This window comes from Afipia sp. GW822-FHT03D08, assembly GCF_058801645.1.
This window is the reverse complement of the sequence record NZ_JBXANK010000001.1, coordinates 118,419-145,328: the sequence shown is the minus strand read 5'-3', so window position 1 is coordinate 145,328 and position 26,910 is coordinate 118,419. Positions and strand designations below refer to the sequence as shown.

Below are 26,910 nucleotides of genomic sequence, written 5' to 3'. Positions count from 1 at the left end.
TCACCGCAATCAGTAGCCGCGCTGGCGATCCACCACATTTTGAAGCGGTCGCCCTGCCTCGAAGCTCAATATCTGCTTGGCAACATATGACGCGATAGAGTCGGGATCTGTATCCGCCGCATTGTGCGGGGAGATCGTCACCGCAGGATGTGCCCAAAGAGGGCTGTCAGACGGGAGTGGCTCTCTTTCGAACACGTCCAGCGTCACTGCTTTAAGCGCTCCATCCTCAAGACAGGCGATGATGTCCCTCTCGTTCTGGAGTCCGCCACGGCCGGCGTTAATGACCACCGGCCCGCCAAGAGGACCGTCATTTGCAAGCTGCTCAAAAAGATTTCGCGCAAGAAACCCTCGCGTTTCGGGCGTCAGAGGCAGAAGCACGACGAGGATATCCGTTCGAGCAAGAAACGCACTAAGCTGGCCGGATCCTGCATAGCATTGGATACCGTCGATTGATTTTGCACGCTTGCTCCATCCCGCGACCTGAAAGCCGATTTCGCGAAGTGCGAATGCAGCCTGCCGGCCCAATACGCCCATTCCAAGTATGCCGACACGGACAGCTCGGGCCGGCCATTGCACGCGGGGTGCCCAGACACGCGTTCTCTGACAGTCAGCGAGATAGGCCTGTTGCCGATGATGCATCAGCGTATGCATGACGACATACTCTGTCATGCGAGACGTCAGATCATCATCCGCGACGCGGACAAGCGGCACGGCTGGAAGCAGCGGATCTTGCAAGACGGCATCAACACCCGCACCCAGATTGAATATCGCTTTAAGGTTCGGGAAAGTGCGAAGAAGGCCCGGTTCCGGCTGCCAAACAGCCGCATAGTCCACCGCCTCTGGGTCAGTTGCGTCAGCCGGAAACAAAGCAACATCCCGGTCCTTGAGCTTTTGATTGAACCGCAGCTTCCAGCGATCAGGAGCCCAATTATCAGTGCCTCCGCTGATAAGCAGCGCCAACGCACCCTTCGACATCCGGAAACTCCAATTGCGTGATGACTTCAGCTACTCAGCAAGCAAGCTCAGCCGCTTATAGCGGCCAAGGAAGCGAGTGCCAAATCCGCATCGGCTGCTCTATGGATGGTCCGGTACATCGCGCCGCCTAGGTCCGCATCAACTATCGCTTCTAAGCGAATGATGCTTCGCCCTCTCTGAATACCTTCAAACGATCGGATATGGAGCGGCTCTTTCGGAAGCCGCTCCAATCGAGTTTAGGCCCGCTCGATTTCAAGAAATGCCTGATTTTATTGCCCCATTTATCATCTTGCCCGTATGATTATTTATCAATATCGTCATACTCACCATGCGACGTGAAGGCCTCCCGTAACGTTGTTGAGTGCAGGTGCAGCAGTGATTGATGTTGTTCTTCGGGCTTCAGGAAAATCGCTGCTGACGCATTTTTCCCGCCGCTTCAAGTCTGGAACGGCACAATGCGGGGCCGTCGCTCTCGTTTCATCCATCATGTGCGCACTGGATGCGTCAGCACATGATCCTTCGTCTTCGGCCACCAGCACGCTTCCCTCAATCGAGGTCACCGGCAAGCGACAGGACAATAGCGCTCCTGCAAATCCGGTCAGCAGCACGTCCGGATCTCCCGATTCACCGCAGAATGAACCTGTCGCGTCGGCCAGCCAGAAAAATGTGAGCGGCGAAGAGGTCAACGCGAGACCATTCTCCCGGCCGGCCGAAGCCCTCGAGGTCGTCCCCGGTCTGATGATCACGCAGCACAGCGGCGAAGGCAAAGCCAACCAGTACTTCCTGCGCGGCTTCAACCTCGACCACGGAACAGACCTTGCCATCTCCGTCGACGGGATGCCGGTCAACATGCGTACCCATGGCCACGGGCAAGGTTACGCGGACCTGAACTTCCTGATCCCTGAACTGATCGGATCGGTCAACATCAAGAAAGGCCCCTACTTCGCGGACGAGGGGGACTTCGCTTCGGTAGGAGCCGTGCATGTCAATCTCATCGACAGCATCGCGAAGTCGACGCTGTCGACCAGTATCGGCAGCTTCGGCTATCGCCGGATGCTTGGGATCACGTCCACGAAAGCCGGAGACGGCACGCTCCTCATCGCCGGTGAGGCGAGCACCTACAATGGACCTTGGGACAATCCCGACAAGGTGCGCAAGCTGAACAGTGTCGTCCGCTACACACAGGGTACAGCCGACAACGGTTTCTCGCTGACAGGCATGGCTTACAGCAATAGTTGGAATTCGACCGACCAAATTCCGCTGCGTGCGATCACGTCCGGACAGATCGGGCTTTACGGCGCGCTGGATCCGACCGATGGCGGCAAATCCAACCGCTTCTCGATTTCAGGCCAGCTTAGAAAAACCGAGGCGGAAGGAACCACGAAGCTAAATTTCTACGTCGTCAGGAGTTCGCTCGATCTCTACAACAACTTCACCTACTTCCTGAATGAAGCTGCCCCCGGCTTCGATCCCAACGCTCCCCTTCTCGGCGACCAATTCCACCAGCGCGATAGCCGTGCGATCTGCGGGCTGAACGCGTCTCATACCTTCAACCATACGTTCGCTGGCCTGCCGATGCAGACCGAGGTTGGCATACAGAATCGCTACGACAGCATTAGGGTCGGCCTCTCGAACACCGTTCAGCGCCAGTTTGTGTCGGGCACGCGAGAAGACAAGGTCCAGGAAGGCAGCACCGGCCTCTTCATACAAAACACCGTTCATTGGACCAGCTGGCTCAGGACTATTGTCGGCTATCGCGGCGACTTCTATGCAACCAACGTTGACTCACTTCTCACTCCAGCCAATTCCGGCAAGGCGACTTCTTCGATTGGCAGCCCCAAAGCCAGCATTGTATTCGGACCGTTCGCCAAGACCGAATTCTTCATCAACGCCGGTGAAGGCTTCCACAGCAACGATGCCAGAGGCGTGACAATCAAGGTATCGCCGACCGATCCCAGCGAAGCTGTGTCGCCGTCGCCATTCCTGGTCAAGACACGCGGAGCTGAAGTCGGTATTCGCACCAGGATCATTCCCGGCCTGGACAGCTCTCTAAGCCTGTTCATGCTGGACTCTGCGTCCGAGATTCTTTTCGTGGGTGACGCCGGCGACACCGAGCCAAGCCGTCCCAGCCGGCGTTACGGTATCGAGTGGACCAACCATTATCAGCCTACCCCCTGGCTGACGTTCGACGGTGACATCGCTGTGACTCATGCGCGCTTCCGCGGCGCCAACCGGGATCAGGCTGCAGCCTATGCGGACCTGGCTGGCTACCCCGAAGCCCAGATCGGAAATGCACCCGGCAACTATATTCCGGGCGCGCCGAACATGGTCGCGTCCGCCGGGGTCAGGATCGGCGAGCGAACAGGATGGTTCGGCGCTCTGCGGTATCGCTATTTCGGGCCGCGGCCGCTCACCGAAGACGGCGCCTTCGTTTCACCGGCGGCCGGCCTTCTCAACGGCCAGGTCGGCTACAGCTTCCAGAATGGATGGCGCGTTCAACTCGACGCCTTCAATTTGACCGACAGCAAATCCGACCAGATCACCTACGCCTATGGATCGTTCCTGAAGACCGATGCGTTGTTTGCGCAATGCCGATCCGCAAATCCACCGCCCGCAGCGGTGTGTACGACCGGCGTAATGGATCGTGTCCTGCACCCCGTCGAACCCTTCGCCCTTCGTCTGACTGTCGCTGGCCAATTCTGACGCAGCCGTCCTTGACCGATTGATCTACCTGGATGACATCTGAGCCAGCAGCGCATTGAACGTCGCGCTCGGACGCATAACCTCTGCACATTTTTTCGGGTCGGTGAGATAATAGCCACCGATGTCCACAGGCTTCCCCTGCACCGCCTGGAGTTCCGCTACAATCTTTCCTTCATTTTTGGTGAGTGCTTCGGCCAGCGGTTTGAACTGCTCCTGAAGAGATTTGTCCTCTGTCTGGGCTGCCAATTCCTGCGCCCAATACATTGCCAGGTAGAATTGGCTTCCGCGATTGTCCAATTCGCCGGTGCGCGGTGAAGGAGACTTGTTGTTGTCGAGCAGTTTGCCGGTGGCAGCGTCCAGCGTTTTCGCCAAGAGCTTGGCTTTCGAGTTGCCCGCCTTTATTCCGAGATCTTCCAGAGAGACTGCAAGCGCAAGAAATTCGCCGAGAGAATCCCATCGCAGATGGTTTTCTTCCACCAACTGCTGCACATGCTTGGGTGCCGAGCCGCCCGCTCCGGTTTCATACAGGCCGCCCCCTGCCATGAGCGGAACGACCGACAGCATCTTGGCCGAAGTACCTAGCTCCATGATCGGAAACAGATCGGTCAGATAATCGCGCAGAATGTTGCCAGTCGCGCTGATGGTGTCGAGACCGCGGATAACACGCTCAAGCGTGTAACGCATGGCGCGGACCTGACTCATGATCTGGATATCGAGGCCGGATACGTCGTGTTCCTGCAGGTACAATTTGACCTTGGCGATAAGCTGCGCCTCATGCGGACGATAGGGATCCAGCCAGAACAGCACGGGCATCCCGGAGTTACGAGCGCGGCTCACAGCAAGCTTCACCCAGTCCCGGATGGCCGCATCCTTGACCTGGCACATGCGCCAGATATCGCCCTGCTCGACGTCCTGGCTGAGCAAGACCTCGCCGGTCCCAATATCCGTAATATTGGCGACACCGTCCTCAGGGATTTCAAACGTCTTGTCATGCGAGCCGTACTCCTCGGCCTGCTGCGCCATCAGGCCGACATTGGGCACGGTGCCCATGGTTTTTGGATCGAATGCCCCGTGCCACTTACAGAAATTGATCATTTCCTGATAGATGCGGGCGAAGGTGCTTTCCGGCATCACCGCCTTGACGTCCTTCAGGCGGCCGTCGGCGCCCCACATCTTGCCGCCATTGCGGATCATCGCAGGCATCGACGCATCGACGATGATGTCATTCGGCGAGTGGAAATTCGTGATTCCCTTGGCGGAATCGACCATCGCCAGTTCGGGACGATGCGCGTGGCAGGCGTGCAGATCGCTCTTGATCTCATCCTGTTTGCTCTGTGGCAGACTGGCGATCTTGTTGTAGAGGTCAACCATGCCGTTATTGACATTGACGCCTAGCTCTTCGAACAGCGCGCCGTGCTTTTCGAAAGCGTCACGGTAGAAAATCCTGACGCAGTGGCCGAACACGATCGGATGCGAGACCTTCATCATGGTGGCCTTGACGTGCAGCGAGAACATGACGCCGGTCTTGTAGGCGTCGTCGATCTGCTGCTCATAGAACGCCAGGAGGGCTTTTTTGCTCATGAACATGGAGTCGATGACTTCACGATCCTGGAGCGACACCTTTGGCTTGAGCACGATCGTCTTGCCGCTCTTGGTGATAAGCTCCATCTTGACGTCCCGCGCGCGGTCAAGCGTTATCGACTTCTCTCCGTGATAGAAGTCGCCGTGATGCATATGCGAGACGTGCGAACGCGATGCCTGGCTCCATTCAGCCATGCTGTGGGGATGCTTGCGCGCAAAATTCTTCACTGCTAGCGGCGCGCGGCGATCGGAATTTCCCTCGCGCAGGACCGGATTCACAGCACTGCCGATGCACTTGGTATAGCGCGCACGGAGCGCCTTTTCCTCGTCAGTCTTTGGACTGTCGGGATAATTTGGGACTTTGTACCCCTTGTCCTGCAATTCCTTAATGGCCACCTTCAACTGCGCGACCGAGGCGCTGATGTTCGGCAACTTGATGATGTTGGTGTCAGGCAGAAGCGTCAGTCGACCGAGTTCAGCCAGATTGTCGGACACGCGCTGTTGTTCGGTCAGAAATTCCGGAAACTCGCCGAGAATCCGGCTCGCCACAGAGATATCGCTGGTGACGACATCAATGCCCGCCGGCGCAGCGAACGTGCGCACAATAGGCAAGAAAGATGCTGTCGCCAGCGCGGGAGCCTCATCGGTCAGAGTGTAGATGATCGTGGGAGATGCCGTAGTCATATCCTGGTTTCCTCACTGACCGGCGTGCCTGGGGCCGTAAATTCCAATGTACAAACAGGACATGCTTGTCCCTCGCCAATAGCTTTCTCACGAGCTACTGGCGACCGCAATCGGCAATTTGGCGATCATTCCCGCAGCAACACCCGGCCGGAATAAAGAATGAATCGGTGGATATGGGGCGCTGATAGCCCTGATCGGCCTGGCCCAATTCTCTGGCTCATGACGGGCCGGTCTTGATCGATGCAGTGGTCAACCAAACCGAAGTCACCGTGCCACTGTCCATCAATATCGGAACATTCTGGCTTCATAAACCCGATCGTCTCCGACCTGCCAGGGTCGCAGCGGCCTGCTCCATGAGCGCCTGCGCCGATGATCGCCATTGCCGGTAACCAAGCGGCGAGCATCCGTCAAACCACGCTGCCCTTCAGGAAAAGCCGGGCCGTGGTCCGCGCACGCCGTTCAATCTCCCTGTGGCCGGGAACCGCTGCGTGACCGAACATCACCGCACGCTGCGGCTGGAACGCAAACATTCCGAGCAGCATGCCGGCGGCTTCCGCGGCATTTTCGATCTTGATCAGGCCACGTTCGGCCTGTGTCTTCAGCCAGCTGGCAAGCGTATTCTCGCTACGCTTGATCGCCTTGCTGTAGAACGTCTCGGCGATCTCGGGAAACTGCTCGCTCTCGCTCAGTACCATTCTCTGCATCGCAATCACCGTGTCGTCGAGAACAAGCTCGCCGAACAGCGTCAGCGCTTCGGTCAACGAGGCTTCAATGTTGCTACCGTCGCAAGCCCTCAATCGAATCCGCGTGGTGAACTGGTCAAGGCCATCAGTGATGATCGCTTCAAACAAAGCAGCCTTGTTGGGAATCAGCCGATAAAGCGTCTTCGTGGAAACCCCCGCTCCACGCGCGACGCTTTCCATGCTTGTCGCGGCATATCCGCTGACAGCAAATTCCTCCCTCGCTGCGCCGATAATCACCGCGCGCGTTTCGTCGTCGGGGCGTGCCTGTGGTCTCCCGCGACCGCGCCGCACCTCACTCTTCCCTGGTTCTCTCGGTTTTGTGATCGCCATCGCGAGCCATGCCTTTAGATGATGACTGTCATTCCATTGACAGTCCCAACATGGTCCCTATTTTGGAAAATATCAAGTTTCCTAATTGTGAGGCTCGCCATGAGCACCCAGACCGCCGGATTGAAGACCGTCGACAGCTTTCAGCCGACCACCCAAAAGACGGTTACGGAACCGGAAACAGCCGATCTTGCCACCGCGCCCCCGTCGCAGCCCGGAAAAAGGAACCGGGTCCAGCGCACCCTGATCGCTGGGGCTGCGGTCGCCCTTCTCGCCACCGCCTCCTGGTATGGCTGGGATTACTGGTCCGTCGGACGCTTCCTGGTCTCGACCGACGACGCCTATGTGAAGGCCGACAACACTACGATCGCCCCGAAAATTTCGGGCTATCTCGATCTCGTTCCGGTCGGCGATAACCAACAAGGCCGGTGATGTGCTGGCACGGATCGACGATCGCGACTTCAAGGTCGCGCTCGATCAGGCCAAAGCCGATGTCGCCGCAGCCGACGCTACAGTCGAAAGCAAGCGCGCCCAGCTCGATGTGCAGCAGGCAGTGATCGCCGCAGCGGAGGCGACACTTAATGTCGACATTGCCACGCGGACATTCACAGCCCAGGAAAACAAGCGATATAGCGATCTCGCGGCGACGGGATTTGGCAGCATCCAGAACGCACAGAATGCACAGGCCCGTGACGGCACAGCGCTTGCAGCCATCGAGCGCGACAAGGCGAACCTGACGTCCGCACAGAAGCAGGTCGAACTGTTAAACGCGGAGTTGGCACAGGCGATCGCGGCGAACGCGCGAGCAAGGGCGCAACAGCGGCAAGCCGAGCTCAACCTGTCCTACACGACCATCACCGCTCCGATCGACGGCGTGGTCGGCAATCGAACCCTTCGCGTCGGGCAGTTCGTGCAGGCCGGCACGCAACTGATGTCGCTGGTGCCCTCGCACGGCGCCTACATCATAGCGAACTACAAGGAAACGCAGCTCGGCAGTGTGCAGGCCGGCCAGCCGGTCGATATTGAGGTCGATATGTTCCCCGGCAAGTCCGTGCATGGCCATGTCGACAGCCTCGCACCCGCCAGCGGACAGGAATTCGCGCTGTTGCCGCCGGACAATGCCACAGGCAATTTCACCAAGATAGTGCAGCGCATTCCCGTGAAGATCGTTCTCGATAGCGCTGATGTGGACCTGCGGCCCGGCATGTCGGTGCTTCCCAGCATTCAGACAAAGGCCGTAGTAGCGGCCAACCTGCAATACCCGCACGGTCAGTCCGCCAAATCACAGCTTGTTTCGAACAGGTGATGCCATGTCCAGCCTCACCCTCTCCGGTTCCGCACCCCGCCCAACTCCTGCGCCGATAGTTCAAGGAGAGCGCGCCAGCGCCACCGTATGGGTCGCCATTCTGGCCGCCATGATCGGTGCCTTCATGGCGATCCTGAATATTCAGATTACGAATGCCTCGCTGCTGAACATCGAAGGCGGCATCGGCACCGGCGTCGATAACGGATCATGGATCTCGACGTCCTATCTGATCGGCGAGATCGTTGTGATCCCGCTGACTGACTATCTCAGCCGCGTGTTTTCCTTCCGCAACATCATGCTGAGCTTTGCGAGCCTTTTTGCCGTTTTCTCGGTAGCGTGCGCGTTTGCGACCGACCTGCCGACGATGATCGGGTTTCGCGCCTTTCAGGGATTCTTCGGCGGCGTGCTGATTCCCATGGCCTTCACGCTCGTGTTCACCAAGCTGCCGAAAGCACAGCAGCCGATCGGACTTGCGATGTTCTCGTTAGCGGTGACTTTCGCGCCGGCGATCGGCCCGACCATCGGCGGCTATCTCACAGAGAATTACGGCTGGCAGACGATCTTCTTTGTCAACGTTGTGCCGACGGCCGTAATGGTGACGACGCTCTACTTTACGCTCGAACGGCAGCCGCTGAACCTTGCCTTGCTTCGCGAGGGCGATTGGTTCGGCATTGCGACGATGGCGGTTGGCCTTTCTGCGTTGCAATCGGTGCTGGAGGAAGGCAACAAGGACGACTGGTTCGGCTCGCCCTTTATCGTCAAGCTGGCGCTCATCGCTGGTGTGAGCCTGTCTCTGTTCATCGCCAACGAGTTGCTCGTTGAGAAACCGCTCATTCGTCTGCGCCTGCTGAAAATTCGCAGCTTTGGACTGGGAACCGTCGCAGCCGTCTTTATCGGTTTCGCGCTGTTTGGATCGATCTATCTCCTGCCGGCCTATCTCGGCCAGGTGCAGCACTACAACGCGGAGCAGATCGGGGCAGTGCTGGCCTGGACCGGTCTGCCGCAGTTATTGCTGATTCCGCTGGTGCCCAAGCTGATGGGGCGTTTCGACATTCGTTTCATCGCCTTCCTCGGCACCGCCATCTTCGCGGCAAGTTCTTTCATGAATACAACCATGTCGCTCGACTATTCCGGCGACCAGCTCTTTCTTCCGAACGTCGTTCGCGCCGTCGGTCAGGCGTTGCTGCTGACCCCGCTCAGTGCGATTTCGCTGGGAAGCGTGGCGCCGCAGGACGCGCCGGCCGCTTCGGGTATTTCCAACATGATGCGCAATCTCGGCGGCGCGGTCGGCACTGCGATGCTGTCCACCATCGTGACCAAGCGTGAGCAGTTTCACTCCAATATCATTGGTCAGTCCGTCGATCTCGCCCGCGAAGAAGTGCGGGAGCGGATCGCGACCATGACCGACTACTTCATGGCACACGGCATGACCGACCCTGCAGGAGCCAGGCACCAAGCCATCATCGCGCTGGGCAAGACCGTTAAGCAGCAGGCGCTGATCATGGGCTTTAGCGACACGTTTGCCGTCGTTGGCATCGTACTGGTGCTCGCAGGCATCGCCCTTCTCCTGACTGGAAAGCCAAAGGGCGGCGCCGCTGCGGGCGGCGCCCACTAAGTCTCGAGAACGGAAGACGACCAAATCCACCCTAACGCAGTATGGAGCATAAAATGTCGACGATCCGCCTTCACCGCACCACCCGTTTGACACCCGAGCAGTACATCGCCGGTCTGACCGATTTTCGACCCGGCCGGTCGAAGCTCTTTGGCAACAGCGCCGACGAATATCTCAAGGTGCATCACCTTGACCGCACGATGGCCGATGTCACTGAGGGCTCCGGAGGCGTCTGGGAACGCCTGCATTATGACTGGTCAGACCCTAACCGCGTGGTTCTTGTAACGACCGACTCGAACGTCTGGGGCGGCACTTCGGGCCATACCTACATCTTCAAGCGCTGGTCCGATGGCACAACCGACATCGATGTCGTTGTCGTCCGCGAAGGAAAGAACCTCAAAGGATACCTGCTGGGCTTCGTGCTTGCGACCATTGGAAAGCGCGTCCTGAGCACCGCGTTTGAAAATTCCGTCAGAGCGATCGAAGACAGAAACGGCGCCGCATCGCGCTCAGACACGGCTAACTCCAGCCTCGCAGCCTGAGCGACGGGCACGCAAATGCTCTTGAAGATGCGAAGCGCGGCTGCTCTTGCCGCCGTGGTTCCCACAGACGGCTGATGCGGCGTGGAGGCCTTGACCTATCCTTCACCTCGTCTCGTCATGGCGCAGCGACGGATAGCGCCAGTCGATCAGACCTCTGAGCGCCAATTGTTACCCGCCGCGAGTGGTAGGCGCTTAGGTCTGCGCGGTGCCCGATACTAATGATCGTTGCATGCCCCATCTCTAACTGAAGAAGCTGCATCATCCGTCTCTGGCTGGGAGCATCCAGCGCCGAGGTAGCCTCATCCAGAACAATGATATCCGGCCGATGCAGCAGAAGCCTTGCAAAGGCGAGCCGCTGTTTTTCACCTCCCGATAAGATCTGATCCCACGGCAAATCACTATCGAGCTGAGATTGCAGATGCATCAATCCGACCTTGGCGAGTGCATTGCATAGTTGCGACGTTGACCATCTATTTGGCGCCTCTGGATAAGCCACCGCCCGTCCGAGCGTGCCCGATGGCAGATAGGATTTCTGCGGAAGTAACAACAAACGGCCGGGGCTCACACCGACGTTTCCCCGCCCCCAGGGCCACAGTCCTGCGATCGCTCGAACCAGCGTACTCTTGCCGGTGCCGGATTCCCCTTCGATCAGGACGCGATCTCCATGACCGACTGAGAGACTGAACTCGTCCAACACCATCTTGCCGTCGTCCAGAGCCACCGACACATTTTCCAGACTGACGGCAGTGGAACCTGTTGTCACCTTGTGGCGGATACGGTTGTCAGCCTGCGCGCCCTCCGCTTCGAGCCGATCAAGCGACACCATGAGCGATGCCACCCGTGACGCATTAGCCGTCCAGTCGGCAAATCGCGGATAATTGTCCACTAACCAGCCGAACGCACTTTGCACGAACGCGAACGCTGATGCCGCTTGCATCATTTGTCCGAGCGTCATGCTACCCTCCAGATACTTCGGAGAGCACAGCAGCAGAGGAACGATAGGGACGATGAGACTGGAGCCTTGAGACACCACTGTGGCGCGAACGTGTTGACCGGCAAGCAGCGACCAATGATGAATGACTGCGGAGAGTGAACGATCCAGCCCTTCGCGCTCCTCCTTCGCTCCACCCAGGAGTGCAATGCTTTCGCTGTTCTCCCGTACTCTCGTCAGGGAATAGCGATACTCCGCCTCAGCCTGATTTTTCCGCTCTACGATCGTCACGAAACGTCGACCGATAACGATCATAACGCCGCTGGTAATCAACGCATACAGAACAGCCGCGACAACCAGAAACCCATGAATCGTGATTGAGATACCGAAAATACTGAACGTGACCTGCCCGCCAATCGTCCACAGAACCGCGATAAACGTCATCGCAGAAAGAAATGCGGAGATAATGCCGGCGACAAAATCAATGGGCGCATCGGTTGCAATTCGGAGATCATCCGCCAAACGATACTCGGGATTCTGGTGGCTGCCGCTCGCAAAATTGAGTTGATAGTAACGATTGTCGGCCAGCCACCGGGATGTCACCCTGGCCGTGAGCCACGCCCGCCATCGCCGCTGCAAGCTCATGCGAGTTGCTACCTGAGCCACACCGAACAGCAAGGCACCACAGACCAGTGGAATAAATATCAATGTCTGATGCACGACGGAGGCCTGATCTTTCCCCTCGACGGCATCAAAGAGAGATCGGTTCCAGATATTGATTCCGTAGTTGAATCCGAGTTGAGCAAGAATCAGAATGAGTAAACCCGTACTCATCCATAGTGCGTGGCGATCACCCTGACGGATGTTCCAAAACCCTCGTGCGCTGGACCAGAAGCGAAGAAGAAGCTTCTTGCGGTGAGATGCATTGATTTCTGTGTCAAGCATCGGATCTTACCTCAATGCTTCGATGAGCGATCCCGTATCGGCGCGAGGAGCAAACAGGTAGTCACACTGAATCGCGTTCTCCCACGTCCAGACCTTGTTGGGAATTGCCGGCATGACGACCAATTCCGTAGCTCGGAGACTATCTGCACTCTTGATCACATTCAGGCAGACATAGTCGACTCGGCTGAGCCAGAACATGAGAGCGTCAAGGCGCAGCTGATGATCTGACGCTTCAGCCCTGAAGTCCCTGTGAAGCACCTCGCACAGTATCCATGGCCGATCTTTTACAATGCTTGCTTCCATGCCGCGTAACACCGGAAGCTCCGCCCCCTCGACATCGATCTTGAGCAATCCAATCTTGCCTATTTGCAGCGCAGCGCGAATGTCATCAAACCGATAACACGCTGCAAACTGTTCTTTCCAGCTTCGGCCCGGGCGCAGAGACACGTCCAGGCTTGCGGAAGGATCCAGATTTTCTTCTGGATCAAGAAGGAGCTGCTGCAATCCATTCCTGTCCGAAAGGCCCGCTGGCACAATCCGGCAATCCGGCCTCCGCGCGGAGGCAATGATATCGCTGACAAGGCTCGCGCAATAATAATTTGGTTCGAAACCGAGATAGCCGTGCGTATGAGGTACGGATAGATAATCCAGCAGGGTCTGGCCACGATTGGCGCCGACATCGATCAATGTCTCACGGCGTAATGTCAGCAACTGTGAAATAAGTTGAGTTTTCCAATCCGGTCGCCAATCAGAGGCACCCCTCGCGACAGAAATTTCAGGAAGGAGTTCGTCCTCGGCAGAATCAAGCACAACATGCTTCGCACCGATCGCATTCATCAAACCCTCCGTGTACCACACTTGGCCAAATTATTTTGCCGGAAGACCAGATTGCTCCGCTGGTTGCAGTCGCCACTCCACCTGAACATCGCAATGGCAGTTCGGGGAGTGCAAAAATGCTTTCACCTCATTCGGTCGGCAAAAGACTTAGGGATCCGGCTTTATCAATTTGTGCCAGTTCCAATTGTCTAAGGTTTTGCGACAATTGCCGAGCATTTGTCATTCATTGCTCCAGACGTGCTGGTCTGAGCGGCCGTTATCCTACGCGAAATCCACGGTTTTTGCGAGTTGTTGAGGCAAAGACCGGATCATATTTTCGACAGCGCCCGCGGAGCCGCTCGCAACCCGGCGTGCGAGTCACGATTGCCCTTGTAGTTGGCTATGCAGCGTTTCCGACAGGATCTGTCTGGCCCTTCGGGTAGCGAGACAGCGTCCAGGTGGCATCGGCGCAAAAATTGAAAGAAGCTTGCTCGGGCTGAAGCTACTCACCAAAGACCATTCAAATTACAATCAATGGCTGATCATCCACGGCCTTGCCGTAGGAAAACCTTTCGCACCGGAACGAGACTTTGTTACCAGCCGCGACGGTTTGGTCGAACAGCAGCCACAGCCTGGCTTGTGGTAAGCCTTGTATTCGCCGAGCGTTTTCGGCGCGTTGGCACTGCGTTCGTTGATCGCGTGCGACTTGCGGGTCGATGCAGGCATGCATGAAAAATGCGGAGCGGTCAGGATCGCCCGCGGCGCGGCGACCGCGCAATGCGGGCAATCTTGCGGCATGTCGTATTCCGACATCGGCCGCATCTCGGTGAATGGTCCGCAGTCATTGCAAAGATACTCGTAAACCGGCACAGCCCGTCTCCCTCGGTTTGTCCTGTTGTCGCGCGATTCCGCCGATATGGAGGCGGCAAGATACGCACCGCCTCCACGTCGCGCGGGAGCTACTTGTCTTGTGACAGCGGCATATCGATGCCGCCCTTGATATGTTTGATGGGTCCCGCCGACGACGGCATGACATCGAAGTCGAAAATCTCCGTCGGCAACCATAGCGTGGCGCAGGCGTTCGGCACGTCCACCACACCGGAGATGTGACCCTGTACGGGCGCCGTTCCGAGGATGGAGTAAGCCTGCGCACCCGAGTATCCGAACTTCTTAAGATACTCGATGGCGTTCAGACACGCCTGACGATAGGCAACTGTCACGTCGAGATAGTGCTGCTTGCCAGCCTCATCGACCGAGATGCCTTCGAAGATCAGAAAGTCCTTGTAGTTCGGCGTCATCGGCGACGGCTTGAATACGGGATTCTTGATGCCGTACTTCGCCATGCCGTCCTTGATGACATCGACCTTGATGTGCAGCCAGCCGGCCATTTCGATAGCGCCGCAGAAGGTGATTTCGCCGTCGCCCTGGCTGAAATGCAGGTCGCCCATCGAGAGACCCGCGCCCGGAACATAGACCGGGAAATAGATCTTCGAACCGCGCGACAGATCCTTGATGTCGCAGTTGCCACCATGTTCGCGGGGCGGAACGGTGCGCGCACCTTCGGCGGCGGCTTTCGCCTTGGCGTCGCCCTTGAGGCGTCCCATATGCGCGGTCGGGCCGAACGGCGGATTGGCAAGGCCCGGTACGCGGGTCGGATTGGTCGCGATCAGGGCAGTCTCGCGCTCATTCCACATCGACAGCATCTTCGGATCGGGCAGACAACCGATCAGGCCGGGGTGAATGAGCCCCGCGAAGTTGACACCGGGAATGTGCCGCGACGACGTGTACATACCCTTGAAGTCCCAGATCGACTTCTGCGCCAGCGGGAAATGATCGGTCAGGAATCCGCCGCCATTCTGCTTGGAGAAAAAGCCGTTGAAGCCCCACAGACTCTCCTTCATAGGCCCGACATCGAGCAGATCGACGACCAGCAGATCGCCCGGCTCCGCGCCCTTGACGCCGATCGGCCCCGACAGAAAGTGCACGATCGACAGGTCGATATCGCGCACGTCATCGGCCGAGTCGTTGTTCTTGATGAAGCCGCCGGTCCAGTCATAGGTCTCGATAATGAAATCATCGCCCGGACTGACCCACTCCACCATCGGGATCTCCGGATGCCAGCGATTATGAACCTTGTCGTTTTCGTAGGCCGACTGGTTGAGATCGACCTTGATCAGTGTATCTGGCATTAGATGCTCCCCTGGTTACAAACGGCTTCGTTAAACTGAAAGGTATTTGGCGACCTGCGCGGCATCGATGCCGTCGCGCTTCTCGTCGCGGACGATCTCGCCGTTCTCGATCACGAGAACGCGGTCGGCGACATCGAGCGCGAAGCTGAGAACCTGCTCGGACACGATGATCGATAAACCCCGCTCGTCGCGGATGCGCTTCAGCGTCCGCGCCATTTCGCGGATGATCGAAGGCTGGATGCCTTCGGTCGGCTCGTCCAGCAGAAGAACCTTCGGCTTGGTCGCAAGCGCACGTGCGATGGCCAGTTGCTGCTGCTGGCCACCCGAGAGATTTCCCCCGCGCCGGCCCTTCATCTCGAGCAACACCGGAAACAGCTCATAGATATCGCCTGGCACTTCCTTGCCACCCGACGTGACCAGCCCGGTTTCGATGTTTTCCTTCACCGTCATGGTCGAGAAGATCATGCGGCCCTGCGGCACATAAGCGAGGCCCTTGGCGACGCGCTCATAGCTCTTGAGCGTGCTGAGTTCGCTTCCTTCCATGGTGACCGAACCGCTCTTGGTCGGAACGATTCCCATCAGCGACTTCATCAGCGTGGTCTTGCCCATGCCGTTACGGCCCATGATCGCAACGATCTCGTTGGGCGCGACGGAGACATTGAGACCGTGAAGGACTTCGCTTTGTCCGTATGCGACGTGAAGATCGGAAATCGCCAGCATGGTGTCTTCCTTGATTGCGAACCTAGTGGCCGAGATAGACTTCAATGACCTTCGGATCGTTCTGGACCGCCTCCATCGAACCTTCCGACAGAATTTTTCCTTGATGCAGCACGGTCACCTTGTGCGCGATGTCCTCGACGAATTTCATGTCATGCTCGATCACCAGCACCGAACGATCCTTGATCATACGGTTGAGCAACTCGGCGGTCTTGATCCGCTCGCTGACGCTCATCCCGGCCACCGGCTCGTCGAGCATTAATAGGTCCGGGTCCTGGATCAGCAGCATGCCGATCTCGAGCCACTGCTTCTGGCCGTGGCTCAGCAATTCGGCGCTCATGCCGAGGCGGTCCTTCAGGAAGATCATCTCGGCGACCTCCTCCACCCGGTCGCGCACCGTCGCGTCGCGCTGGAATGTCAGAGCACCGAACACCGTGCGCCCGCGCGGATAGGAGATTTCGAGATTCTCGAACACAGTGAGATCGTCGTAGATCGACGGCGTCTGGAATTTGCGGCCGACGCCGGCCTGCACGATCTGGTTTTCTTTCATCTTGGTCAGCTCCTGATTACGGAACTGGATCGAGCCGGATGTCGCCTTGGTCTTTCCGCAGATCAGATCGAGCACTGTGGTCTTGCCGGCGCCATTTGGGCCGATGATGACACGGATCTCGTTCTCATCGACATAGAACGACAGATCGTTGACCGCCTTGAAGCCGTCGAACGAGACCGTGAGTGCCTCGACCGCGAGCAGGAATTCCTTGGGTTGATGACCGACCAGCATGATGTGCTCCTATTCCGCCGGTGCGCCGTCGGCGACCGAGCCGCCGGTCCAGCCGTTCTTGCCGTCCGCCTTCGGCTTGCGCGATGAGATCAGACGGTCGATGCGGCTCTGGATGTGATCGCGCCAGATGCCGGCGAGACCGTTCGGGAAAGCCAGCACCACTGCAATGAACAGACCGCCGAGGCCGAACAGCCACAGTTCCGGGAAGGATTCCGACAGGCTGGTTTTGGCGAAATTGACGAGAAGTGTTCCGTAGACCGCGCCGAGGATGGAGAGACGCCCGCCGACGGCGGCATAGATTACCATCTCGATTGATGGCACGATGCCGACGAAGGACGGCGACATGAAACCGATTTCGAGGGCGAACAGCGCGCCGCCGATAGAGGCGAACACTGCCGCCGCGCAGAAAGCGAAAATCTTGAAGTTGGCGACACTGTAGCCCGAGAACCGGACGCGATCCTCCTTCTCGCGCATCGCAACCAGAATACGCCCGAGTTTCGAATGACGAATAAACTGCGCGATGCCGATGCAGCCGAACAGCAATGCTACTTCCACGAAGTAGAGGATGAACTTGGCGTTGTCGGTACGGATATCCCAGCCCTTCAGCGTGCGCAGATCGGTAATTCCGTTCACGCCGCCGGTGTAGCCCTGCTGACCGATAATCAGGATCGTCAGGATCGCCGCGATCGCCTGGGTGATAATGGCGAAGTAGGTGCCGCCGACGCGGCGCTTGAACATTGCGGCGCCGATGATGAAGGCAAAAATCGCGGGCACCGCGATGATCGCGATGACCGTAAACGACAAACTATGAAACGGTTTCCAGAAGAAGGGCAACTGCGTGAGCTGATTCCAGTCCATGAAGTCCGGAATTCCGGGCGTCGACTGGATCTTGGTGTTCGCAACGCTGGATGCTTCCAGCTTGAGGAACATCGCCATGCAGTAACCGCCGAGGCCGAAGAACACGCCCTGCCCCAGGCTGAGAATGCCACCGTATCCCCAGCAAATAACAAGGCCGATCGCGACGAACGCGTAAGTGAGATACTTGGCGACCAGATTGAGCCGGAAGATATCAAGCGTCAGCGGCAGGATGACGACCAGCAGCACCGCAAGCGCAATGATGCCGATGAGTTCGGAGCGGTTCGTGAAGCGCGGATTGTCGTGCACGGTCTTGGCGACAACAGTTGGTTCGGAGCTTTTCTTGGACATCTTCCTGGCCTTTTCACTTCCGGACCTTGAGGGCGAACAGCCCCTGCGGCCGCAGCATCAGGATGCCGACAATCGCGAGCAGCGTGAGAACCTTGGCCATCGATCCCGACATGAAGAACTCCATGGTCGACTGGGCCTGGGAGATGGTGAAAGCCGAGGCAATGGTGCCGAGCAGGCTCGCCGCGCCGCCAAACACGACCACCAGGAAGGTATCGACGATGTAGAGCTGGCCGGAGGTCGGGCCCGTGGAACCGATCATCGTGAAGGCTGAACCTGCAACACCTGCGATGCCGCATCCGAGGCCGAAGGTATAGCGGTCGACCTTCTCGGTGTTGATGCCGACAGCGCCGGCCATCACGCGGTTCTGCACCACGGCGCGGACCTGCCGCCCCCAGCGCGACCTGTACATGATGTAGGCGACGGCAACGGTGATCAGCACCGTCAGGCACATCACGAAGATGCCGTTGATGGGCACTTCAATGGTGTCGGTGAGTTTCAGCGAGCCCAGCATCCACTGCGGCAGTTCGACGCCGACTTCACGTGCGCCGAAGATCGAGCGATAGGCCTGCTGCAGGATCAGGCTCAGGCCCCAGGTCGCGAGCAGCGTATCCAGCGGGCGCTTGTAGAGATGGCGTATCAGCGCCCACTCCACCAGCATTCCGAGCGCGCCGGATGCGATGAACGCAAGGATCATAGCGATGAAGAAGTAGCCGCTGAACAGCGAGGGCAGATAGGCCTGAAAGAAATTCGACGTCATCCAGGTGACGTAGGCGCCAAGGATCATGAATTCGCCGTGCGCCATATTGATGACGCCCATCTGGCCAAAGATGATCGCGAGGCCGAGCGCCATCAGAACGTAAACGGAGAAAAGAATGAGACCTGCGAAGCCTTGCATCGCAAAGATCGCGCCAAGATCACCAATCGAATAGTCGCCGAACATTTCAATTCTCCGCGAAGAGGAAGTCTCGCGCCGCAGACGAATCCGCGGCGCGAGGGCTGCGGGCGTGGACTGACGATCCACGCCAGGGAGCTCAGCTATCGAAGAGAGACTTACTGGTAGCCCTTGGGGAACGGATCGGGCTCGATCAGATCGGGCGTCTCGTAGACTACCTTGAACTGGCCATCGAGACCGGCGAGACCGACGCGCGTCTTGGACCACAGGTGATGGTTCTTGTGGATCTTGACGTAGCCTTCCGGCGCCTTGGTGAACTCGATGCCGGTTGACGCTTCGGCGATCTTGTCGATGTCGAAGCTGCCAGCTTTCTCGACCGTCATTTTCCAGAGCCACGGCCCGAGATAGGCAGCCTGTGTGACGTCTCCGATCACGGTCTTTTCGCCCCACATCTTCTTGAAGGCCGCGACGAATTCCTTGTTATTCGGGTTATCGAGCGACTGGAAGTATTTCATGCAGGCGAATGCGCCAGCGATGTTTTCGCCGCCGATACCGTCGATTTCGTCCTCAGTGACCGAGATGGTCAGCAGCGTCTGCTTCGACAGGTCGATGCCGGCCGCCTTGAGCTGCTTGTAGAAGGCGACATTCGAGCCGCCGACGATAATGGCGTAGATCACATCCGGCTTGGTCAGCTTGATCTTGTTGATGACCGAGTTGAACTGGGTGTGACCGAGCGGGAAGTATTCTTCGCCGACAACCTTCGAGCCGGCGAGATGGCCTTCGATGTGCTTGCGCGCGATCTTGTTCGAGGTGCGCGGCCAGATGTAGTCCGAGCCGAGCAGATAGAATGTCTTGGCGCCCTTGGTCTTGTTGACCCAGTCGAGACCGGCGATGATCTGCTGGGTGGCTTCCTGGCCGGTGTAGATGACGTTCTTCGACTGCTCGAGGCCTTCATAGAAGGTCGGATAGTAGAGCATGCCGTTGTACTGCTCGAACACCGGCAGCACCGCCTTGCGCGACGCCGAGGTCCAACAGCCCATCACAGATGCGCACTTGTCGTTGACCAGTAGCTTCTTTGCCTTTTCGGCGAAGGTCGGCCAATCGGACGCGCCGTCTTCCTGGATGAACTTGATCTTGCGGCCGAGTACGCCGCCCGACGCGTTGATCTGCTCGATGGCCAGCTTCTCAGCCTGCACCGATCCCGTTTCCGAGATCGCCATGGTGCCGGTCACGGAGTGCAGGATTCCGACCGTAACTTCGGTGTCGGTAACCGCAAGGCCCGTGGTGTTGACCGCGGATGTTGCCGGCCCGGCACCGAACGATGGCTTTGAGACCAGTGACATGGCGGGCAGCGCCGCCATCCCCATCAGCATTTTTCGCCGGAACGCGGACTGTAAGCCCTGATTTTTGTCGTCTGACATGACCACCCCTTTTTGCTGGAAAACCGTCTTGATGGGGAAAAGATGGCCCGGATTGTGCAGCGCACAGATACGCGAAATCGCGCATACGGCACCGCAAAAGCGCGACGTAGATTTTCGGAACAGGATCAGGACGCAAATCGCGTGACGATGGAGATCAAAGTGGCCGGGCGGCAGCGGATAGACCGCGTCAGGCGCCAATATAATCAATGGGTTGCGAACCAGACCCTTGAGGACTACGCGCTTCGCTTCACGGCCAAGAGTGCGCGCCGCTGGTCGGCGGCGCGCGTGGCGAATACGGCGCTGGGCGCAATCTCGTTTCTCGCGCTGGAAGCCATCGGCGGCACGATCACGCTGAACTACGGGGTTACCAACGCCACCGCCGCGATCTTGGTGGTCAGTGCCATCATTTTCTGCTGCGGGCTGCCGATTGCCTATTATGCCGCCAGATACGGCGTCGACATCGATCTGCTCACCCGCGGCGCCGGGTTCGGCTACATCGGCTCGACGATCACGTCGCTGATCTACGCGTCCTTCACTTTCATCTTCTTCGCCATCGAGGCCGTCATTCTCGCGATGGCGCTGGAACTATGCTTCGGCATCCCCCGCCCGATCGGCTATCTCATCAGCGCGGTGGTCATCATCCCGCTGGTCACTCACGGCATCACACTGATCAGCCGCTTCCAGTTGTGGACCCAGCCGTTCTGGATTCTGCTCCACATTCTGCCCTTCGCGGCCATCGCCATCAAAAGCCCCGGCTCGTTTACCGAGTGGACCGCGTTTCCGGGCGAGCATGGCAATCCATCAGGCCATCTCGACCTGCTGTTGTTCGGAACCGCAGCTTCCGTGGTGTTCGCGCTGGTTGCGCAGATCGGCGAACAGGTCGACTTCCTGCGGTTTCTGCCGCGCGACCGGAGAACCTCGAAGCGCGCATGGTGGATTGCGATGGTCAGCGCCGGCCCCGGCTGGATCGTGCCCGGCGCGATCAAGATGCTGGCCGGATCGTTTCTCGCATTCTTTGCGATCAAGCATGGCGTAACCGCCGAATACGCCGCCGAGCCCGCGCACATGTATCTCGAAGCGTTCCGCTACGTGCTCGCGCAGCCTGATCTCGCACTGGCGCTAACCGGCACGTTCGTCATCCTGTCGCAGCTCAAGATCAACGTCACCAACGCCTATGCAGGCTCGATCGCATGGTCGAATTTCTTCTCGCGCCTGACGCACAGCCATCCAGGCCGCGTGGTGTGGCTGGTGTTCAATGTGCTGGTCGCCCTGCTGCTGATGGAGATCGGCGTCTACAAGGCGCTGGAGCAAACGCTGGCGCTCTACTCGAACGTCGCCATCGCATGGGTCGGCGCGCTGGTCGCCGATCTCATTGTCAACAAGCCGCTCGGCCTGCGCCCGCAACACATGGAGTTCAAGCGCGCGCATCTCTACGATATCAATCCGGTCGGCGTCGGCGCGATGACGATCGCGACGATCGTTTCGATCAGCGCATTCTACGGCTTCTTTGGAACCACAGCGAAGGCGCTTGCGCCATTCGTGGCGTTGACCGTGGCATTCCTGACCGCGCCGGTGATCGCGTGGGCGACGGGTGGAAAGTATTATATCGCGCGAAAACCCAAGCGGAGCTGGCAGAACCTCGAAACGATCAAGTGCTGTATCTGTGAACATGCGTTCGAACCGGAAGACATGGCTTCCTGTCCAGCCTATGCCGGTCCGATCTGCTCGCTGTGCTGCTCGCTCGATGCCCGCTGCCATGATCTGTGCAAGCCGCATGCACGGGTACAGGCCCAGTTTTCCGAAACCCTTGGCAAGATGCTTCCGGAGTTCATATACGCGCGGATCAACTCGCAGCTCGGGCATTATCTCGGCGTGTTTGCGCTGTCTGCAGGACTGGTCGGGCTGACGCTTGCCCTGATTTACCTCCAGACCTCCACCGCGATCCGGTTCGATCAGATTCAACTCTCCGACGTGCTATGGAAAGTTTTCTTCGCGCTCTCGATCATCATCGGCGTGGTGGCATGGCTGTTCGTGCTGGCGCGGCAGAGCCGCCAGGCTGCTGAGGCCGAAACCAGACGGCAGACCACGCTGCTGATGCAGGAGATCGACGCCCACCGGCAGACCGACATGGAGCTTCAGCGCGCCAAGGAAGTTGCCGAATCCGCCAACCTCGCCAAGAGTCGCTACGTGGTCGGATTGAGCCACGAACTGCGCTCACCTCTCAACGCCATCAGCGGATACGCGCAACTGCTCGAACAGGACGCGACCATCCAGCCGAAGCCGCGCGACCAGATCCGTGTCGTTCGCCGCAGCGCCGATCATCTTTCGGGTCTAATCGATGGTCTGCTCGACATTTCCAAGATCGAGGCCGGACGGCTTCATCTGTCGCGTGACGAAGTTCGGCTGCACGCGTTTCTCGACCAGCTTGTCGGCATGTTCCGACTTCAGGCCGCGGCAAAAAACGTGGACTTCGTGTTTCAGCGGCCTGAAACCCTGCCCCCTGTTGTCTATGCCGACGAGAAACGTCTGCGGCAAATTCTCATCAACCTCCTGTCGAACGCGATCAAGTTCACCCAGAGCGGCAGCGTGCATTTCATCGTGCATTACCGCAGCCCGGTCGCGGAATTCGAGGTGCGCGACACCGGCCCCGGCATTCACGCCGACGATCTGGAGCGCATCTTTGCGCCGTTCGAGCGCGGCGCCCTCGGCATCTCCCAGCCGCAAACCGGAACGGGCCTCGGCCTGACCATCAGCAAGCTGCTTGCTGGCGTGATGGGCGGTGACATCCGCGTCACCAGCACCGTCGGAAAGGGCAGCACATTTCAGGTCAAGATGCTGCTGTCGGAGGTCACCAACCCCACACGCATCAAGGCGATCAATGCGCCGATCTACGGCTATCACGGCCCGCGCAAGACCATCCTCATCACCGACGACGATCCAACTCACCGCGATCTGCTGCGTGAAGTCCTGGCCCCCCTCGGTTTCATCATCTTGAGCGCGCCAGACGGCGCGACCTGTCTCAATCTCGCGCAGCACTGCCAGCCGGACATGTTCCTGCTCGACATCTCGATGGGCGAGACCGACGGCTGGTCGGTCGCCGAAAGCCTCCGCACGGCCGGCCATCACAATGCCCGCATCCTGATGATCTCGGCGAGCGCGCTTGAAGCTCACGGCACGCCGCTGGCGCAGCCATTCCATGACGGCTACCTGATGAAGCCGATCGATGTCCCGCGCCTGCTGGAACTGATCGGCCAGTTGCTCAAGATCGAGTGGTCGTATGAACCCGGCCCGGTTCAGCCGAGCGAGGCCGAAGTCGCCACATGGAATGCGAACGACGATCCGGGGCCGCCCGCTCAATATGTCAATGAGTTGATCGATCTCGGACAAATCGGCTACGTCACAGCCATCCACCTCAAGCTCGACCAGATCAACAACGATCATCCGGAGCATGCGGCTTTCGTGTCGCAGATGCGTTCGTTGGTGGAACGGTTCGATCTCGGCCAATACATGGCAACCCTTCAGAATGTGCAGCGCCATGAGCATTGAAGCCAAATCACGCGACACCGTGCTGATCGTCGACGACTCGCCGGAGACACTGCGCATGCTGACCGATGCGCTGGATGGCGCCGGCATGACAGTGATGGTTGCGCTCGACGGTGCGTCCGCCCTGCGCATCGGCGAGCAGATCACTCCCGATGTGATTTTACTCGATGCGGTGATGCCTGGCATCGATGGATTTGAGACGTGCCGACGCCTCAAACGTGAGGCAGGGCTTGCCAATGTTCCGGTCATCTTCATGACCGGTCTCGCCGAAACGGAGCATATCGTGCGCGGTCTTGAGGCCGGCGGCGTTGACTACGTTACAAAGCCGATCGTGATCGCCGAGATGCTGGCGCGGATAAAGGTTCACACCGCCAATGCCCGCATGACTCACAGCGCGCGCGCGGCCCTCGACGTATCCGGGCGCTTTCTATTCGTCTCCGATCATCTTGGTCAGATGATCTGGGCGACACCGCAGGCCCAAAAATTGCTGTGTCCAGATCCGCTCGATGCCACCGGCAGGAAATTCGAGCTTCCTGCATCATGGCTTGCCTGGCTCGATCAGATTTCCAAAGGAAACGGCGATGCCAGGGCGCCGTCAGATCAATCGCTGGACCGCAACAGTAGATTTCGGATTCATTACGTGGGACGGCTCAGTCCGGATGAGTTTCTGTTCAGACTGGCCAATGATGCGGCTTCCAGTTCTCCTGATGAATTCAGCAAACAACTTGGACTGACCCTGCGTGAAGGAGAGGTCTTGTCGTGGCTCAGCAAGGGCAAGACCAATCGCGACATTGCCCAGATCCTCGGCCTGAGCCCGCGTACTATCGACAAGCACCTTGAACAGATTTACGCGAAACTTGGAGTTGAGAACCGGACCGCCGCTGCCGCGGTTGCTAACGCTAACCGGAGGTCTTCCGCTTAACCAGAGACTCGCTGAAAGCGTGCCGGCTGGCTGGCGACGCAGTGTTGATCGCGCCCGTCTCCGGGTAGATTCCGTTCTCAGCCCATGAACCGGACTTATTGGAGCGAAAAGCCCGCTCCAACACCCATCCTCGAGGATTCCTTAGTCAGCCGCTGCTTATCGCTATCGCGCTAAATGGGGACGGCCGCTCGCCGCAATAGCCGATACCTCAAGTTCTCGACTTCGCGATCGAGGTGAGCCAGATTGCGTCCGCCCGGCCAATGCCGAGCAGGCATTTTCGCAATATAGTGAAGGATTTCGGGTATTTAAGTACCTTTTAAGTCAAAATTCGTTGCACTCGCGCCACAGTTCCTGAAACTCGGTAAAGACGTTATTTCGCCCCATGTGTGTTCTGGTAAGGTCAAAACGGTAGTTGTGAAGAAATTTTTAAGTATTTTCGGCGTAGGGGATTTTCTGATGCGCGCATCATTTTTCGCCGTTCCAGCGTTCTTGCTGGGCTGCTCGCTTTCCCCGATGGCTTATGGGCAAGCGTTTTCAATCAACGATGCACTAAAGCAAGCCATAGCGACAAATCCCGGAGTTGGAGAGGCGGCGGCTAACCGTCGCGCCACCGAATCGGAATTACGCCAACAACAATCAACACTGCTGCCGCAGGTACGAATCGAAGCTCGCGCCGGCCCGGAACGCTTCAATCAGCAAGTTGTGCCCGCACCGCTGGGCAACGATACATGGCGAAACGGGCGCGATGTCTCGATTGTCGGACGCCAGCTGATTTTCGACGGATTTACATCTTTGAACGAAATCTGGCGACAGTCTGCACGCGTGAACGCCGCTGCAGCGCGCGTCCATGAAAGAACAGAGTTGCTGGCCCTCGACGCCGCCGAGGCCTACATCGATGTCATTCGCTACACCCGCCTGATCACGATTGCCGAAGACAACGTGCGTGTCCATCGCAGCCTGTTTGCAAACGTGCAGGCCCGCTTCAACGGCGGCCGCGCGGGAGAAGGCGATCTAGAACAGACCCGTGAGCGCGTGGAGAACGCGGTGGCGACCCTGGCAGGTTTCCGCCAAAGCCTCGACGAAGCCCGCGCGAAGTATCGCAAGTCGGTCGGCCTCGAACCGTTCAACCTGCGCAATCCCAACCGTCTTCCGGGGCTTCCCAGAACGAAGGATGAGTCGCTCGCTGTCGCTATCAAATTCAATCCCACTATCCAGGCTGCAGAAGCGGATGCGCGAGCGGCGAAGTATGCATTCCGCAGCACGTCCGGCGCGTTCGTTCCGAACGTGTATTTGGAAGGCCGCGCGGCATCGGGCATCGATGCCAACTCATATGTTGGCAAGCGCGATGATGTCAGCGGAAAGGTTGTCGTAAGCTGGGACATCTTCCGGGGTGGCCAGGATACATGGCGCCGATCCGAAATGGCGGAGCGATATGTTGAAGGAACGATGCGGCACGCGCGGCTTCAGCGGGATGCTGTGGAATCAATCGATAAGGCCTGGGCTGCGCGCACGCTGACCGCAGACCGAATTGCCGCTTTGCAGCGGCAAATCGCGTCCGATCGGAAAGTCATCGTCTCCTACCAGAAAGAGTATGAGCTCGGTCAACGCTCGCTGGTCGATTTGTTGAACGGTCAGAACCAGCTTTTTAACGGGTTCGTATCACTGGTCTCTTCGCAAAGCGTTGCGGTGTTCGCTGACTATCAGTTGCTTGCTGCCATGGGGGGCTTGATCGAATATGTAAAGGCACCGCCACCGGCCGATTCCGCGCCGCTAGACGTTGAACCTTTCGGTCTGTTCCCCACCAAATTGCCACCTATCATTCTCCACACGCCAAATTCGGGCCCCGAGCCTTTGCCCGTTAAGCGGGTCGAACCGGTTCCAGCTTTGAACTATGCGTCTGCCACTGGATTCAGCCCAGGACCCGGAAACGACAGTTTCTCAGGCCGGTGGCAGGGCTCGAATCCTGCGCAGGAGCTGATCGACGCCGCATCGAAATGGCCAAGCGTCGGGACGCAGCCCGGACGTTGAAACTGCCGGGTTAAGCGTCCGAAGCAAGGGCCAGGAACAGCCGACA

At 58.4% G+C, this 26,910-nt stretch carries 19 protein-coding genes and 1 pseudogene; 7 read left to right on the top strand and 13 right to left on the bottom strand.

Annotated elements, in window-relative coordinates:
* Positions 1-9 precede the first annotated feature (9 nt).
* Together AC1RM7_RS00660 and AC1RM7_RS00655 are read right to left on the bottom strand one after the other, a co-directional pair.
* Positions 10-975, bottom strand: a complete 966-nt coding sequence (locus AC1RM7_RS00660) for a 2-hydroxyacid dehydrogenase (protein WP_024921261.1) — start codon at positions 973-975, stop codon at positions 10-12.
* A gap of 323 nt (positions 976-1,298) precedes the next feature.
* The gene (locus tag AC1RM7_RS00655; RefSeq protein ID WP_244434456.1) at positions 1,299-1,661 is read right to left on the bottom strand and encodes a hypothetical protein; all 363 of its coding nucleotides are present in this window, start codon (positions 1,659-1,661) and stop codon (positions 1,299-1,301) included.
* Between AC1RM7_RS00655 and AC1RM7_RS00650 the strand changes: the two genes are divergently transcribed.
* On the top strand, positions 1,642-3,678 hold the full coding sequence (locus AC1RM7_RS00650) for a TonB-dependent receptor (RefSeq protein ID WP_244434457.1): 2,037 nt from the start codon (positions 1,642-1,644) through the stop codon (positions 3,676-3,678). The two genes, AC1RM7_RS00655 and AC1RM7_RS00650, sit on opposite strands and share 20 nt — an antisense overlap.
* Before the next feature lie 24 nt (positions 3,679-3,702).
* Here AC1RM7_RS00650 and AC1RM7_RS00645 read toward each other — a convergent pair whose 3' ends face one another.
* Both AC1RM7_RS00645 and AC1RM7_RS00640 read right to left on the bottom strand, forming a co-directional pair.
* Positions 3,703-5,943 carry an NADP-dependent isocitrate dehydrogenase gene (locus AC1RM7_RS00645; protein ID WP_024921259.1) on the bottom strand — a complete coding sequence of 747 codons (2,241 nt, stop codon included), beginning with the start codon at positions 5,941-5,943 and terminating at the stop codon, positions 3,703-3,705.
* A gap of 407 nt (positions 5,944-6,350) precedes the next feature.
* On the bottom strand, positions 6,351-6,977 hold the full coding sequence (locus AC1RM7_RS00640; protein ID WP_343299485.1) for a TetR/AcrR family transcriptional regulator: 627 nt from the start codon (positions 6,975-6,977) through the stop codon (positions 6,351-6,353).
* A 138-nt stretch (positions 6,978-7,115) separates the two neighbouring features.
* On the opposite strand from AC1RM7_RS00640, the pseudogene AC1RM7_RS00635 reads away from it, so the two are divergent.
* The 3 genes and pseudogenes from AC1RM7_RS00635 to AC1RM7_RS00625 all read left to right on the top strand — a co-directional run bounded on the left by AC1RM7_RS00635 (position 7,116) and on the right by AC1RM7_RS00625 (position 10,473).
* Positions 7,116-8,319: pseudogene (locus AC1RM7_RS00635) on the top strand (HlyD family secretion protein).
* 4 nt (positions 8,320-8,323) lie between these two features.
* Positions 8,324-9,934, top strand: a complete 1,611-nt coding sequence (locus tag AC1RM7_RS00630) for an MDR family MFS transporter (protein WP_024921256.1) — start codon at positions 8,324-8,326, stop codon at positions 9,932-9,934.
* 53 nt (positions 9,935-9,987) lie between these two features.
* Positions 9,988-10,473: a hypothetical protein gene (locus AC1RM7_RS00625; protein ID WP_024921255.1), complete on the top strand. Its 486-nt coding sequence runs from the start codon at positions 9,988-9,990 to the stop codon at positions 10,471-10,473.
* A gap of 115 nt (positions 10,474-10,588) precedes the next feature.
* Here the strand turns inward: AC1RM7_RS00625 and AC1RM7_RS00620 are convergent, their stop codons facing one another.
* The 9 genes from AC1RM7_RS00620 to urtA all read right to left on the bottom strand — a co-directional run bounded on the left by AC1RM7_RS00620 (position 10,589) and on the right by urtA (position 20,371).
* The gene (locus AC1RM7_RS00620) at positions 10,589-12,349 is read right to left on the bottom strand and encodes an ABC transporter ATP-binding protein/permease (RefSeq protein WP_034460403.1); all 1,761 of its coding nucleotides are present in this window, start codon (positions 12,347-12,349) and stop codon (positions 10,589-10,591) included.
* Positions 12,350-12,355: 6 nt separating this feature from the next.
* A complete protein-coding gene (locus AC1RM7_RS00615) occupies positions 12,356-13,186 on the bottom strand; it encodes an FkbM family methyltransferase (protein ID WP_152544190.1) in 831 nt (276 codons plus the stop codon).
* A gap of 510 nt (positions 13,187-13,696) precedes the next feature.
* Positions 13,697-14,035, bottom strand: coding sequence for an FmdB family zinc ribbon protein (locus AC1RM7_RS00610; RefSeq protein WP_024921254.1), 339 nt, complete (start codon positions 14,033-14,035; stop codon positions 13,697-13,699).
* An 89-nt stretch (positions 14,036-14,124) separates the two neighbouring features.
* Positions 14,125-15,354: a formamidase gene (gene fmdA / locus AC1RM7_RS00605; RefSeq protein WP_024921253.1), complete on the bottom strand. Its 1,230-nt coding sequence runs from the start codon at positions 15,352-15,354 to the stop codon at positions 14,125-14,127.
* A gap of 30 nt (positions 15,355-15,384) precedes the next feature.
* The gene (gene urtE, locus AC1RM7_RS00600; protein ID WP_006020106.1) at positions 15,385-16,074 is read right to left on the bottom strand and encodes an urea ABC transporter ATP-binding subunit UrtE; all 690 of its coding nucleotides are present in this window, start codon (positions 16,072-16,074) and stop codon (positions 15,385-15,387) included.
* Positions 16,075-16,096: 22 nt separating this feature from the next.
* Entirely contained in the window at positions 16,097-16,852 is a 756-nt protein-coding gene (urtD, locus tag AC1RM7_RS00595; RefSeq protein WP_024921252.1) for an urea ABC transporter ATP-binding protein UrtD, read from the bottom strand.
* A 9-nt stretch (positions 16,853-16,861) separates the two neighbouring features.
* Positions 16,862-18,058, bottom strand: a complete 1,197-nt coding sequence (gene urtC, locus AC1RM7_RS00590; RefSeq protein ID WP_051472531.1) for an urea ABC transporter permease subunit UrtC — start codon at positions 18,056-18,058, stop codon at positions 16,862-16,864.
* 13 nt (positions 18,059-18,071) lie between these two features.
* Positions 18,072-18,998: an urea ABC transporter permease subunit UrtB gene (gene urtB, locus AC1RM7_RS00585; protein WP_006020103.1), complete on the bottom strand. Its 927-nt coding sequence runs from the start codon at positions 18,996-18,998 to the stop codon at positions 18,072-18,074.
* 110 nt (positions 18,999-19,108) lie between these two features.
* Positions 19,109-20,371 (bottom strand): urea ABC transporter substrate-binding protein, encoded by a 1,263-nt coding sequence (gene urtA / locus AC1RM7_RS00580; protein WP_006020102.1) that lies wholly within the window; start codon positions 20,369-20,371, stop codon positions 19,109-19,111.
* A 159-nt stretch (positions 20,372-20,530) separates the two neighbouring features.
* On the opposite strand from urtA, the gene AC1RM7_RS00575 reads away from it, so the two are divergent.
* The 3 genes from AC1RM7_RS00575 (at position 20,531) to AC1RM7_RS00565 (ending at position 26,864) form a co-directional block, all read left to right on the top strand.
* Positions 20,531-23,917 carry a hybrid sensor histidine kinase/response regulator gene (locus tag AC1RM7_RS00575; RefSeq protein WP_492838770.1) on the top strand — a complete coding sequence of 1,129 codons (3,387 nt, stop codon included), beginning with the start codon at positions 20,531-20,533 and terminating at the stop codon, positions 23,915-23,917.
* Positions 23,907-24,836 (top strand): response regulator, encoded by a 930-nt coding sequence (locus tag AC1RM7_RS00570; protein WP_492838283.1) that lies wholly within the window; start codon positions 23,907-23,909, stop codon positions 24,834-24,836. Before AC1RM7_RS00575 ends, AC1RM7_RS00570 begins: the two co-directional genes overlap by 11 nt.
* Positions 24,837-25,349: 513 nt before the next feature.
* A complete protein-coding gene (locus AC1RM7_RS00565; protein WP_492838768.1) occupies positions 25,350-26,864 on the top strand; it encodes a TolC family outer membrane protein in 1,515 nt (504 codons plus the stop codon).
* Positions 26,865-26,910 lie beyond the last annotated feature (46 nt).